General features: G+C 56.2%; 11 protein-coding genes, 1 pseudogene and 1 riboswitch. Of the genes and pseudogenes, 5 read left to right on the top strand and 7 right to left on the bottom strand.

Translation table 11 applies throughout. The features are described from left to right. Positions 1-29 precede the first annotated feature (29 nt). From RDN66_RS01695 to RDN66_RS01675, 5 genes are all read right to left on the bottom strand, one after another. Complete coding sequence (locus tag RDN66_RS01695) at positions 30-1184, bottom strand: mandelate racemase family protein (protein ID WP_035894884.1); 1155 nt, start codon at positions 1182-1184, stop codon at positions 30-32. A gap of 269 nt (positions 1185-1453) precedes the next feature. Further along, a complete protein-coding gene (gene fbaB, locus RDN66_RS01690) occupies positions 1454-2506 on the bottom strand; it encodes a class I fructose-bisphosphate aldolase (RefSeq protein ID WP_035894885.1) in 1053 nt (350 codons plus the stop codon). 145 nt (positions 2507-2651) lie between these two features. After that, entirely contained in the window at positions 2652-3452 is an 801-nt protein-coding gene (gene thiD / locus RDN66_RS01685) for a bifunctional hydroxymethylpyrimidine kinase/phosphomethylpyrimidine kinase (protein WP_202217616.1), read from the bottom strand. Further along, positions 3449-4234 carry a hydroxyethylthiazole kinase gene (gene thiM, locus RDN66_RS01680; RefSeq protein ID WP_035894887.1) on the bottom strand — a complete coding sequence of 262 codons (786 nt, stop codon included), beginning with the start codon at positions 4232-4234 and terminating at the stop codon, positions 3449-3451. Before thiM ends, thiD begins: the two co-directional genes overlap by 4 nt. A gap of 34 nt (positions 4235-4268) precedes the next feature. Then, positions 4269-4365: riboswitch (TPP riboswitch) on the bottom strand. 105 nt (positions 4366-4470) lie between these two features. Continuing rightward, entirely contained in the window at positions 4471-5823 is a 1353-nt protein-coding gene (locus RDN66_RS01675; RefSeq protein WP_202217615.1) for a bifunctional diguanylate cyclase/phosphodiesterase, read from the bottom strand. 268 nt (positions 5824-6091) lie between these two features. Between RDN66_RS01675 and RDN66_RS01670 the strand changes: the two genes are divergently transcribed. Further along, positions 6092-6514 carry a universal stress protein gene (locus RDN66_RS01670; protein ID WP_035894889.1) on the top strand — a complete coding sequence of 141 codons (423 nt, stop codon included), beginning with the start codon at positions 6092-6094 and terminating at the stop codon, positions 6512-6514. Between the two features lie 31 nt (positions 6515-6545). Here the strand turns inward: RDN66_RS01670 and RDN66_RS01665 are convergent, their stop codons facing one another. Then, a complete protein-coding gene (locus tag RDN66_RS01665; protein WP_035894890.1) occupies positions 6546-7472 on the bottom strand; it encodes a LysR family transcriptional regulator in 927 nt (308 codons plus the stop codon). A gap of 125 nt (positions 7473-7597) precedes the next feature. Between RDN66_RS01665 and RDN66_RS01660 the strand changes: the two are divergent. From RDN66_RS01660 to speG, 3 genes and pseudogenes are all read left to right on the top strand, one after another. Continuing rightward, a pseudogene (locus RDN66_RS01660) lies at positions 7598-9392 on the top strand (adenine deaminase); the annotation flags it as partial. Positions 9393-9409: 17 nt separating this feature from the next. Further along, positions 9410-10753: an NCS2 family permease gene (locus RDN66_RS01655; RefSeq protein WP_202217613.1), complete on the top strand. Its 1344-nt coding sequence runs from the start codon at positions 9410-9412 to the stop codon at positions 10751-10753. A gap of 155 nt (positions 10754-10908) precedes the next feature. Further along, positions 10909-11466, top strand: a complete 558-nt coding sequence (gene speG, locus RDN66_RS01650) for a spermidine N1-acetyltransferase (RefSeq protein ID WP_035894893.1) — start codon at positions 10909-10911, stop codon at positions 11464-11466. Positions 11467-11500: 34 nt separating this feature from the next. Here the strand turns inward: speG and RDN66_RS01645 are convergent, their stop codons facing one another. Continuing rightward, on the bottom strand, positions 11501-12400 hold the full coding sequence (locus tag RDN66_RS01645) for a LysR family transcriptional regulator (protein WP_035894894.1): 900 nt from the start codon (positions 12398-12400) through the stop codon (positions 11501-11503). A gap of 154 nt (positions 12401-12554) precedes the next feature. On the opposite strand from RDN66_RS01645, the gene RDN66_RS01640 reads away from it, so the two are divergent. Further along, positions 12555-12872, top strand: coding sequence for an RcnB family protein (locus tag RDN66_RS01640; protein ID WP_123651850.1), 318 nt, complete (start codon positions 12555-12557; stop codon positions 12870-12872). The last annotated feature ends 25 nt before the right edge of the window (positions 12873-12897 follow it).

The raw sequence follows: 12897 nt of genomic DNA, 5'->3' as shown, positions 1-12897 counted from the left end.
GTCCGTGCCTGTCTTTTATTTGTTATGTGTCAGTCGTGGCTGACGGTGTTGGCTTCGATAAAGGCAAAATTGATGTCTTCGCCCAGTCCAGGGCGTTGAGACAGGTGAACGTAACCATCGGCGTCCATTGGATCGACGATACTGTTCAGGTAGGCCGCTGGCTGATCGTAGTCGAGGAACGGATGCAGCAGGCCACGCTCGTACCAGCGACAGTTGCGAATGGCGCCAATCACCGCCAGGCTCGCCGCGCCGTTACCGTGCACTTCGCAGTCCATACCAAACGACTCCGCCAGTGCCGCCACCTTCATGGTTGGCGTAATACCGCCCACGCCGTTGGCCCCTGCGCGCAGGATGTCGCACGCCCCCGCTTTCACCCAGTCGGCACGGCTATGGTGCTTACCGCCGAAGCTTTCCGGCCCGATAATCGGAATCGAGAGGTTTTCAGCAAGCCAGGCGTAAGAGGACATGCTGTCCTCTTCCATCGGCTCTTCAAACCAGGCGAAGTTGAGTTTTTCCAGCTCTTTACCAATCCACAGCGCTTCAGTACGGCTATACCAGTGGTAGCCGTCGATCATCAGGTCGATATCCGGACCCACGGCCTCACGCACCGCGGCGCAAGCTTTGATATCCATTTTTGGGTTTGGCGCGAACGATACCGGCGGCATCCAGGTGTGCAGCTTAATAGCTTTATAACCGCGCGCCACCAGCGTTTCGGCAAAGGCAGCGTACTCTTCCGGCGTTGACAGGCCGCCTTCAAGGTCATCGCCGCACATGGTGCTGCCGTAGGCCGGGACTTTATCGCGATAGCCACCCAGCAGCTTGTAAACCGGCATATTGAGCTTACGCCCAATGAGATCCCACAATGCCTGCTCCACGAAAGAGAGCGCACGTTCGGTCAGCTGATGCGCGCTGCCGCGCTGCCAATGCACCAGATCCTGCCAGATACGCTCACGGTCGAACGGGTCTTGCCCTACCAGCACCTTGCGAAAGAAGGTATTCACCACGAACGGACGCACGATTTCCGGCGGCGCAAAGGAATAGCCCTTGCTACCGTCGTCGGCGGTAATGGTCAGCATCGCCATCTTGGCCATGCTTTCTGGCCCCGGATGAGAATGTCCGGCGCTGTCGGAGACGCGGCGCGTAGGGTGCTGGAAAACGGTGACATTTACAGATTCAATTTTCATTAAGTGTCCTTAATACAACATGCTACATGGCGATTACTTCGCCACGGTTCTGTGTAATACACGGTTCCGGTAATACGGTTTTAGCGAATTGAAAAGGCGTTTCATCACTAATCTAAGCACAAAATAGCACCACTTCCACGGACAATTTCCGCTAACACCGGGCTGTTTTTTGGGCATGCGCACGAGAGTGCGTGACGTTTTTCACAAAAGGATGGGGAAATGTGAGGGGGATCGTCATCCCCTCCCGGGCGGGAGAGGATGAACAAAAATCAGGCGAAGGTGATTTTGCTATCGAGGTAAACATCCTGAACGGCGTTGATTAATTCCACACCGTCGGCCATCGATTTTTTGAAGGCTTTACGGCCAAGAATCAGCCCCATACCGCCCGCACGTTTGTTGATAACCGCCGTACGTACCGCATCGGAAAGGTCAGTTTCGCCGCCCGCAGCACCGCCGGAGTTAATCAACCCGGCACGGCCCATATAGCAGTTCGCCAGCTGGTAGCGCACCAGATCGATAGGGTTATCGGTGGTCAGCTTGGTATACACACGTTCGTCGGTATAGCCGAAGTTCACCGCTTTATAGCCGCCGTTATTCTCGGCCATTTTCTGCTTCACAATATCCGCGCCGATGGTGGCTGCCAGATGGTTGGCCTGACCGGTCAGGTCCGCAGACACGTGGTAATCAACGCCATCTTTTTTAAACGCCGGGTTACGCAAATAGGCCCACAGTACGGTGACCAGCCCCAGCTCATGCGCGCGTTCAAAGGCCGCTGAGATTTCTTCAATCTGGCGGCGCGACTCTTCTGAACCAAAATAGATGGTCGCCCCGACCGCCACCGCACCCAAATTGAACGCCTGCTCGACGCTGGCATACAGCGTCTGGTCAAAGGTGTTCGGGTAGCTCAGGGTCTCGTTATGGTTGAGCTTGACGAGGAACGGAATGCGGTGCGCGTAGCGGCGGGATACTGAAGCCAGCACCCCATAGGTGGAAGCCACGCAGTTGCAGCCTGCTTCAATCGCCAGTTCAACGATATTTTTCGGGTCAAAATAGAGCGGGTTGGCGGCAAACGAGGCTCCGGCAGAGTGCTCAACGCCCTGGTCCACTGGCAGAATCGACAGATAACCCGTCCCAGCTAAGCGCCCGGTATTGTAGAGAGTCTGCATATTTCGTAGCACGGCAGGTGGACGGTTGTTATCCGTCATTACCCGGTCAACGTAGTCGTGGCCAGGCAGATAGAGCTGGTCGGCTGGAATGGTCATACAACGATGCTGTAAAAGGCTGTCGGCGTCTTTGCCAAGCAACTGCGCAATATCAGTCATAGCTATGCTCCCGTAAGCGCCGACATCATGTCGGCTGGTTGTCCTGCTCAACACTTTTGAGCAGGATAAGCCTGGTACCGGGAGTGTGGAATGTCCAACTTTTGACAGATTTTAAGCACAACCTGCTGGCACGTCAGCCGGACAGTTACCACCATTCGTGGAAATGATGCACCGGCCCGATACCTTCACCTACCTGCAAAGTATCGGCCTGGGCCAACGCCTGCGACAACCACGCTTTTGCCACCGGCACGGTTTCCTGCCAGCTGGCATGGCGCGGCCTTAAGGCCGCCAGCGCCGCCGACAGCGTACAGCCTGTACCGTGGGTATTTTTGGTCGCCACGCGCGGCGCGGTAAAACGCATTTCCCCTTCAGCGGTAAACAGCCAGTCCGGGCTTTCAGCGTCGTCCAGATGCCCGCCCTTCATCAGCACCGCTTCACAGCCGAGTGCCCGCAGCGCCCTGCCCTGCTCCAGCATTTCGCGCTCATTACGGGCATGCGGCGCGTCAAGCAGCGCTGCCGCTTCCGGTAGATTTGGCGTAATCAGAGAGACCTGAGGCAGCAGGCGCTGGCGCAGCGTCTCAACCGCCGATGCCGACAGCAGCGGATCGCCGCTTTTCGCCAGCATTACCGTATCCAGCACCACGTTCTTAATGCGATAGCGTTGCAGACGTTCGGCGACCGCTTCCACAATATCTGTCTCCGCCAGCATGCCAATTTTGGTGGTGTCGATGCGTACATCGCTGAACACGGAATCAAGCTGCGCGGCCACGAAATCAGGTTCAATTCGGTAAACCGACTGCACGCCGCGGGTATTTTGCGCCACCAGCGCGGTAATCACCGAGCAGCCATAGGCGCCAAGCGCCGAGAAGGTTTTCAGGTCGGCCTGAATGCCTGCGCCGCCGCTTGGATCGGTGCCAGCGATAGTTAATGCGTTGATGCGCTTCATGCCTTCACCTCCCCGTGCATCGCATACAGCGCGTCGAGGAATGCGGGAACAAAACTTCCCGGTCCTCGTCCCTGCGCCGCGCGCTGCCCCGCCAGTTTCATCACGGCACATGCGCCCGCCACGTTCAGTAATCGGTCACCCGGTAAGGCACAGCTTGCCGCCACCACCGCCGAAAGCGCACAGCCGGTTCCCACCACGCGGGTCATCAACGGAGAACCGCCGTTTACCGCCAGCGTACGTTCACCGTCGGTGATGTAATCAACTTCACCGGTTACAGCAACAATCGCGCCGCTTTCTCGTGCCAGTTTCTGTGCCGCCGGTAGCGCCGTCGCGGCGGTATCGGTAGTGTCTACGCCGCGCCCGCCCTGACTTTCGCCCGCCAGAGCCATAATTTCAGAGGCATTGCCACGAATTGCCGCCGGGGCCATCCGCACCAGTTCACGACAGAAATCAGTACGCAGCGTCAGCGCCCCCACCGCCACCGGATCGAGCGCCCACGGGGTTCCGGCACGGTTCGCACTTTCTACCGCCGCCCGCATGGCCTGAGCACGTGGTTGAGTTAACGTGCCGACGTTAATCAGCAGCGCGCTGGCAATAGACGAAAACTGGGCGGCTTCACCCGCGTCAATCACCATCGCTGGCGATGCGCCAAGCGCAAGCAGGACGTTTGCGGTAAAGGTCTGTACGACGTCATTGGTCATACAGTGAACCAGCGGGGAATGTTGATGCAGAAAGTATGCGGTGTGCGCTGATTGCGCGGGACTTAGCAGGTCGGCTTGCATGGTTTGCTCCTGCCAAAACGCGAAGAAGCAATGACCAAACGGCCTCTGACTTCCCTACGCTGGCATTATCCAGATCAGGTGGTACGGGTTTTTCTCAGCCTTCACAAGGAAGGGCACCCCGAGTCATTTGAATCAATTTTTAGCGATTAACATGTTATTAATCGCTGCCCGCAATAATGCCAGCAGGCAATCCGACAAACAAGCCCGTACGTCAAACCCAGGCATTGGACGATGGCTTATCCGTAATTTTGCCGCCGTGTTTTACCCTGTTTGGCTACATACATCGCCTTGTCGGCATAGTCGAGAAGCTGTTGTTCATTGCTGCCATGTTCAGGATAACACGCGATCCCGATACTAGGGGCAACCGTCACCGCGTAGCCATCAAGGCTAAAAGGCAAACGGAACGCATCATCAATTTTTTTGGCGACGAGCTCCGCGTGTTCAGGCAATAACGGTCTTTGAAGCAAAACGACAAACTCATCGCCGCCAATACGGGCGACGGTATCCGATTCTCGTATGCAGCGCTTCAGGCGCACGGCGGTCTCTTGTAGCAAGAGATCGCCCATCCCATGACCCAGCGTATCGTTAACCTGTTTAAATTTATCGAGATCGATAAACAGCAGCGCCAGTTGGCTTAGCTCATGGCGGGCAATCGCCAGCGCCGTTTTCAGGCGATCGTACAATAGGCCGCGATTCGGCAGGTCGGTGAGCTGATCGTATTGCGCCATATGTTGCAATCGGGCCTGCATCTGCTGGCGTTCAATAACCGTCGCAATTTGCGTCGAGACAAACTGCAGCAGTTCCTGATCCTGTACGTTGTAGCACACGCCGCCCGGATAGCTTTTGAGCACCAGCGCGCCAATCGTGCCTTTATGCGATTTTAGCGGAACGCCCAGCCAACAGAATGGGTTAATACCAAAAGAAAAACGCAGTTCTTCCATACGGCTCGCCATCGTCTCAGGCGTGAGCAGCAGCGGTTGACCGGTGTGAATCACTTCTGCGTAAAACGTCGCTGGGATCAGGGTAAACGGTGCGGGGGTATCCTGATACTCATCGACGTGGTACGGAAAGCTCAGTTGGCCCGTTTCATCATCGTAGAGCGTTACCGAAAAGTTATCGGCGGGCAGCAGTGTACCGACAATCTGATGAATACGCTGGAATAGCTTGAGCAGATCCTCAGCGGTATGCGCAGCTTCAGAAATAGCATAAAGAACAGTTTGCAGCTGTTCTGAACGTTTACGCTCGGTGATATCGCGGGCAACACCAATACGTAATTGATCGGCCGGAGACCAGCGCGCTGACCACATGATATTCAAGACCTGGCCATTTTTGTGGACATAACGGTTTTCAAAATGAAATTGCGGGTTACCCGACATCACGTCGACTATCGAATTCCGGGTTAATTCCCGGTCTTCCGGCAACATTATTTCGAACATGTTACGGCCAATCAGTTCTTTCGGCGTATAGCCAAAAATACGCTCGCAGGACGCACTGGCAAAAATGATATTGGCGTGGGCATCAACGGCAAAAACAGCGTCCATCATGAGATCGATAAAACTGCTCAACGGTGCGTGAGAATTCGATTCCATAGAGAAAGTCAGGCCTGAATATAAGAATGAGTGCGACAACCATTGAAAACCGTCGCCCATAAGCGCTACAGCAATGGTTAAATATAGTACAGTGAGAGTTTACTATACAATCAAAAAGCGTCACGCCACGGTGCTAAAAAACGTAGTCATATTTGGACATGGAGGTTTCCGCTGCCTTTCTTTTTGCCCACCTGGCGCTTCATTTTCCTTCCTCGCGCAATCGGCACATAATAGTTGCTAAGATTGTCCTGCATAATGAGGTATTGCGATGCCTGTCTATCATCATACGCTGGTATTGATTAACAATAGCCTTGATGGCGTTCCGTTGTTACAGCATGCAGCCAGGATGGCGCAAGAAAGCGCAATGAAAATTACTATTGCCCATATCAGTACCGATTACCGGGCGCTGAACTATGTCTCCGATAGCCTGATGGACGACGATGTGTCGCAGGAAGTCATTCAGGCAAAAGCACTGCTTAGCGAGCTGGCGGCAACCGTCTCTTTACCCGTGCAAACGCTGGCGCTGGTGACGGCACGACGATTTGAAGATGTTGAAGCTTGTGTACAGCACAACAATATCGACCTGATTATTGCGGGTCACCATAACCGGCTGTTGGGCGTGCTAGCCTCACATTCGCTGGAATACATTAATCATTTAACGGTGGATGTGCTGATTAAGCATTTAGATTGACCCGGCGTCGCTTTGCTCGGCCGGGCGGCTATTATACGGTGCTGGTTTCGCGGAGTTCTTTTAGCAGTAATGTGAAGCACGCTTCGATAAGCGGTGGCAGCGTCTGTGGGCCACGCATCAGCGCAACGGTGCGGGTTAACGCTGGTTGTTGGAGTTGCGCAACCCGAAGCGCCTCATCCTGTAAATGCGTGGTATACAGCTGTGGAAGGATCCCCACCGCCAGCCGTGAGCGCACCAGCCCATACAACGTTTCAATATAATCGACCTGATAGCGGGTATTGAGCGTCAGACGCTGGCTCTCAACTAATGCCCCAACCAGACGCTGAATATTACCTTTAGAGAACACCGCAATATCGCGCCCTGCCAACTGCTTCCACGGCAGATGTGTCTGGCCTGCCAGCGGGTCATCTGCATGCAGCACGGCCACCAACGGGTCTTCACGCAGCGGAAAGACCTGTAGCTCCGCCGGCAACGAACTGTCGATAGCGCCAACGCCAAAATCAACCTGCCCGCTTTGCAAGTCACGCGCTAGCGCATCGTTGGTACGGTCAAGAAATTCTACCCGCAGACGCGGAAACGCCAGGGCCAGCGCTTCAGGCAGCAGCGGAAACAGCAGCGAACTCACCGACGGCACCAGCCCGATGCGCACGGTGCCGTCACCGCCCGCTTCGACTATCTGCTGCATATCGTGAAATGCCATCTGCGCGACGCTCAGCACACGCTGGGCGTGAGGCAATATGGCCGCCCCCAGCTCAGTGAGCGTGACCGACGAGGCGGTGCGGTTAACCAGCTTACCGCCCAGCACCGTTTCAATCTGGCGCAGGGCGCTACTCAACGCCGGTTGGCTAATCGCCAGCCGGTTAGCGGTATCGGTAAAGTGACGCAGCTGCGCCAGCGTGACAAAATACTGCAACTGTTTAAGCGAGAGCGCAGGCAATCGCTGCCAGGGGTCGGTCATGATGTGCTTCACTCGTGGCTATCACGCAGGATAAGCTGAAGTTATCAGGTGATAAATTTAATCATATGGGCAACCGTTTGCTCTGCCCTTAAAGTAGCACGCATTATCCCTGTGCCGGAGTTGTTATGTCCAGCAATGCTGAAAACCGCCGCCGCGCCGTTCAGGCCGCACGAGGCGAGTCCCCGTTTGATCTTTTGCTCACCGATGCCGCTATTGTTGATATGGCGACCGGCGAAGTTCGCGAAGCTGATGTTGGTATCGTTGGCGATATGATTGCCAGCGTGCACCCACGCGGCAGCCGCAGCGACACGCTGGAACGCCACTCTCTGCCCGGCGTTTACCTCTCTCCCGGCCTGATGGACACCCACGTTCACCTCGAAAGTTCGCACCTGCCGCCGGAACGCTACGCCGAAATCGTGCTGGCACAGGGCACTACCGCCGTATTCTGGGACCCGCATGAGCTGGCAAACGTGCTGGGCGTGGCGGGCGTGCGCTACGCCGTAGAAGCCAGCCGCCATCTGCCCCTGCAGGTGATGGTTGCCGCGCCGTCAAGCGTACCGTCTACGCCGGGTTTAGAAATGTCCGGGGCCGATTTTGCCGGTGCCGAAATGGAAACCATGCTCGGCTGGCCGGAAGTCCGCGGCGTGGCGGAGGTGATGGACATGCACGGCGTACTGCACGGTAGCTGTCGGATGCAGGAAATCGTGCAGGCGGGGCTCAACAGCGGCAAGCTGATTGAAGGCCATGCCCGCGGGCTGAGCGGTGCCGATCTACAGGCCTATCTTGCCGCAGGCGTAACCTCCGACCACGAGCTGACCTCCGCCGACGACGCGCTGGAAAAACTGCGCGCCGGGCTGACGCTGGAAATTCGTGGTTCACACCCTTACCTGCTGCCGGATATCGTCAAGGCGTTGAAATCTTTGCCGCATCTCTCTTCGCAGATTACCGTCTGCACCGATGACGTGCCGCCGGACATGCTGCTGGAAAAAGGCGGCATTATCGCCCTGCTGAACCTGCTGATTGAACATGGCCTGCCCGCAACCGATGCCCTGCGTTTTGCCACGCTGAACGCCGCTATTCGTTTGCAGCGTCACGACCTGGGGCTGATTGCCGCCGGGCGTCGTGCAGACCTCGTGGTATTCGACTCACTGGAAAAATTAGAAGCCCGCGCGGTGTATGTTGCCGGACGGCAAATTGCCCGCGACGGTAAACTGCTGAACGCGCTCTCCGCTGCCGTTGGGGTGACGCCACCGCGCAATACCCTGCAACTCTCCCCGCTTCAGGCCACCGATTTTGCGCTGCGCGTCAACGATATTCAGCACGGTACCGCCCGTCTGCGCCACATCCGCGGTGCACGCTTTACCCAGTGGGGTGAAGTCGACGTTCAGATTCGTAACGGCGAGGTCCAAATCCCCGCAGGCTTCAGCCTTATCTGGGTGAAGCACCGCCACGGCCGTCACGAAGCCAAACCGCAGATTGCCCTGCTGGAAGGCTGGGGTGAGCTGCGCGGCGCGATTGCCACCAGCTACTCGCACGACTCGCACAACCTGGTGGTGCTCGGCCGCAACGCTGAAGATATGGCGCTGGCCGCTAATCAGCTTATCGCCTCCGGTGGCGGCATGGCGCTGGCGCAAAATGGCGACATTCTGGCACACGTTGCCATGCCGATTGCCGGGATGCTCTCCGACAAACCGGCCGAAACGCTGGCCGCCGAGTTTCGCAACCTGCGCGACCTGAGCGCCATGGTGGCCGACTGGGAGCCGCCGTATCGCGTCTTTAAAGCGATTGAAGGCACCTGTCTTGCCTGCAACGCCGGGCCGCATTTAACCGATTTAGGGCTGACCGATGGCACCACGCGCCAGATAGTCGACCCGGTACTTGATAGCCGGGAAACCCCGGAACACACAACACAACAATAATCATGGGAGCGCCACACAATGGCCGATAATACCCTTCAAACGCCAACCGCTGGGAGTTGGCTTGAGCGACGTTTTTCGTTGTCTTCACGCGGCAGTTCACTGCGCACCGAATGCCTGGCAGGGGTCACCGGGTTCCTTGCCGCGGCCTATCTGCTGGTGGTGATCCCCGGTTTACTGGCCGTTGGCGGTATGGATAAAGGCGCGGCGACAACGGGCACGATTTTGGTGTTCGTTGGCGGTACGCTGCTGATGGCGTTCTACGCTAACCTGCCGTTTATCGTTGGCCCTGGCATCGGTGGTTCAGTGCTGGTGGGCGTGACGCTCGCAGGCAGCGAAGGCATAGGCTGGCAGATTGGTCTCGGCATCGCCTGCTGGTCGGGCATTCTCTTCTTCCTGCTGACCAAATTCGGCCTGCGGGAAGTGGTTACCCGCTCGGTGCCACAGTCAATCAAGCTAGGGTTAACCGCGTCTATCGGTCTGTTCGTGGCGGTATTAGGTTTTCGTAACGCCGGGCTGGTGCTGGCCAACGCCAAAACCAATTCACTGATGCTGGGCGACTTTATGGCACCAGGTGCGCTGGTCGCACTGTGCGGTTTATTCCTCGCGATAGCGCTACAAGCCCGTCGCATTCCGGGGGCCATTTTATGGGCGATTTTATTCGCTACCCTGGTCGGTATTCCCGCTGGCGTGACGCATTTACCCGCCAGCTTTATCGATATGCCGCACTCGCTGACGCCGGTGCTCGGTCACGTCGATATGCTGGGCGCGCTCAATATCGCTTTCCTGCCGTTCCTGTTCGTCTTTTTTGCCTCTGAGTTTTTCTCCACGATGGGTACCACGCTCGCCGTAGGCGGTGAAGCCGGGCTGCTGGATAAAGAAGGCAATATGCCGCACATCAACCGTCCGTTTATGGTCGATTCGATTGCCGCCGCTATCGGCCCGTGGCTCGGTATTCCGGCAGCAACCGCGCTGATTGAATCCTCGGCGGCGGCGGAAGCCGGTGGTAAAACTGGCCTGACGGCGCTGGCGGCGGCAATGATGTTCTTGCTGATGCTGTTGTTCACCCCGGTAGCGCTAATGATCCCAAAAGAAGCCACCGCGCCCGCGCTGATGCTGATTGGGCTGAATATGTTCAGCGGCCTGCGTAAGGTTGACCTCGGTAACTTCACCGACGGGTTGCCGGTACTGATGATGGTAATGATCACCCTGATCGCCAACAGCTTCGGCACCGGGATTGCCGGCGGTCTACTGTTCTTTATCGTGATTAAAACCATCGCCGGAAAATGGCGTGAAATTCCCATCGGGCTGTGGGTACTGGCGGTGCCGCTGGTGTACTACTTTGCCACGCTGGTGAAGCACTAATTCCCCTACCCTCATCAGGCGAGCGCCTCCGCTTGATGAGGGCCTAAAATAGGTTGTCTTACCTTGCTGAATTAATTGTAATTTTTTTCAAATCTTGATGACGCCCACCGCAAACAGATAATATATTTCCAGTTTCCCAAGAGGCTGAAAATATTATGCCAGAACCATCAGACATTAAACTAAGACCCCTTGAACGCGAAGATTTGCGCTTTGTGCATCAACTCGATAATAACGCAAGCGTAATGCGTTATTGGTTCGAAGAACCTTATGAGGCCTTCGTTGAGCTGAGCGACCTTTACGATAAACATATTCACGATCAGAGCGAACGCCGTTTTGTCATTTCGTTTAATGGCAATAACGCAGGCCTGGTGGAACTGGTTGAAATAAACCATATTCACCGCCGAGCCGAGTTTCAGATTATCATCTCGCCGGAATACCAGGGCAAAGGCCTGGCGACACGCGCCGCTAAGCTGGCAATGGATTACGGTTTTACGGTACTGAATCTCTATAAGCTCTATCTCATCGTGGATAAAGAGAACGCCAAAGCGATTCATATTTATCGTAAGCTTGGGTTTATCCAGGAAGGCGAATTAATTCATGAGTTCTTCGTTAACGGTGAATACCGCAACACGATACGAATGTGTATTTTCCAGCATCAGTATTTAGAACATAACAAGTCGACGGGCGGGCTACTGAAACCGACGGCGCAATAGCGTCCTCCGCCGGTCCAGTCCAGCGTAACGGCGGCTAAAGCTGCTTTGTCGCACATTCCGCTTTCACCGCCTCATACAGCAACCGCACCGCCGCAGAAAGCTGCTTGCGGTGTGGACAGATCATATTGAGCGGCACTACATCACCTTGATACTGCGGCAGCAGCACCTTGAGCCGCCCTTCGCGCAGGTCGTCGCAGGCATCCAGCATCGATTTAAACGCTACGCCCTCTCCCGCAATCGCCAGGCGACGAATCACCTCGGCATCGTCGCTGGTAATGCTGCCGCTGACCTGGACGCTGTACTCAACGCCATCCTGGCTGAGCGGCCAGCGGTCAAACGCTCTGCCGCGCAGCACGTAAGTCAGCGCATTGCATTTTTCGAGGTCGGCGAGCGTCTGCGGTTCGCCGTGACGTGCGATCCAGTCGGGTGATGCCACCACCACGCGGCGGTTATCCGGCGCGACGGGGAGCGACACAAATGAGGCATCGTGGTTTTCGCCGTAGCGAAACGCCACGTCTACCGGGTCTTTGAAGACATCGGTGAGATGATCGGAAAACAGAATGCGCAGCCGCAGCGCCGGGTGGCGCTCGCGGAAACGACGAAACACGTTCAGCAGCAGGTTACGGCCGAGATCTGACGGCACGGCGATTTGCAGCGTACCGCGCACCTCATCATCCGGCGTGTGGATTTTTTGTAGCCCATTTTGCAGCGCGTCCAGCATCTGTAAGGCATACGGCAGCCAGGCCTCACCTTCTACCGTCAGACGCAGGCTGCGCGTGGAACGCGCGAACAGGCGCACGTTTAGCGCTGTCTCCAGCCGTTTAATCGCTGAACTAACCTGCGCCGGGGGTATGCCCGCTTCTCGCGCCGCATCGCTAAAGCTGTTCAACGCGGCGGCGCGTACGAACAGTGATAAGTCTTCCAGCCTGAACATAAGGGTCCTTAGAGGCGGGTGCCAGAATTATCCTCAAATGAGAGGTCGTCGCTGTTTGCTTACACTTTTTAAGAAACCAGCGCTTGCCATTGAGGGCGCGCATCAGGAATCATACGGAGCTGCAATTTTATATCCAGGATAATATGGGGATAGTATGCGTAAAACAAAAATGATGCTTCTGGGCGTACTGTTGGCAACGGCGGGCGCGGCGTGGGCTGCTCCGGCTACCGGTATTCAGCAGTATGAGCTGAAAGAGTTCACTGCCGACTTCACGCAGTTCAAGATTGGCGACAAAGCGCCAGCCATGTACCTGACACCAGAGTACAACATCACGCAATGGCAGCAGCGTAACCTGCCAGCGCCGGACGCAGGCACCCGCTGGACGTACATGGGCGGTAACTATGTGCAAATTAGCGATGCCGACGGCACCATTAGCAAAGTCTACGACGGCGAAATTTTCTATCACCGTTAATGAATAAAGGCCGGGCGCATCAGTG

The sequence above is a fragment of the uncultured Kluyvera sp. genome (genome assembly GCF_902485085.1).
GTDB classification, from domain to species: domain Bacteria; phylum Pseudomonadota; class Gammaproteobacteria; order Enterobacterales; family Enterobacteriaceae; genus Kluyvera; species Kluyvera ascorbata.
The sequence above is the reverse complement of the archived record's forward strand: the minus strand, read 5'-3'. Positions and strand labels throughout refer to the sequence as shown.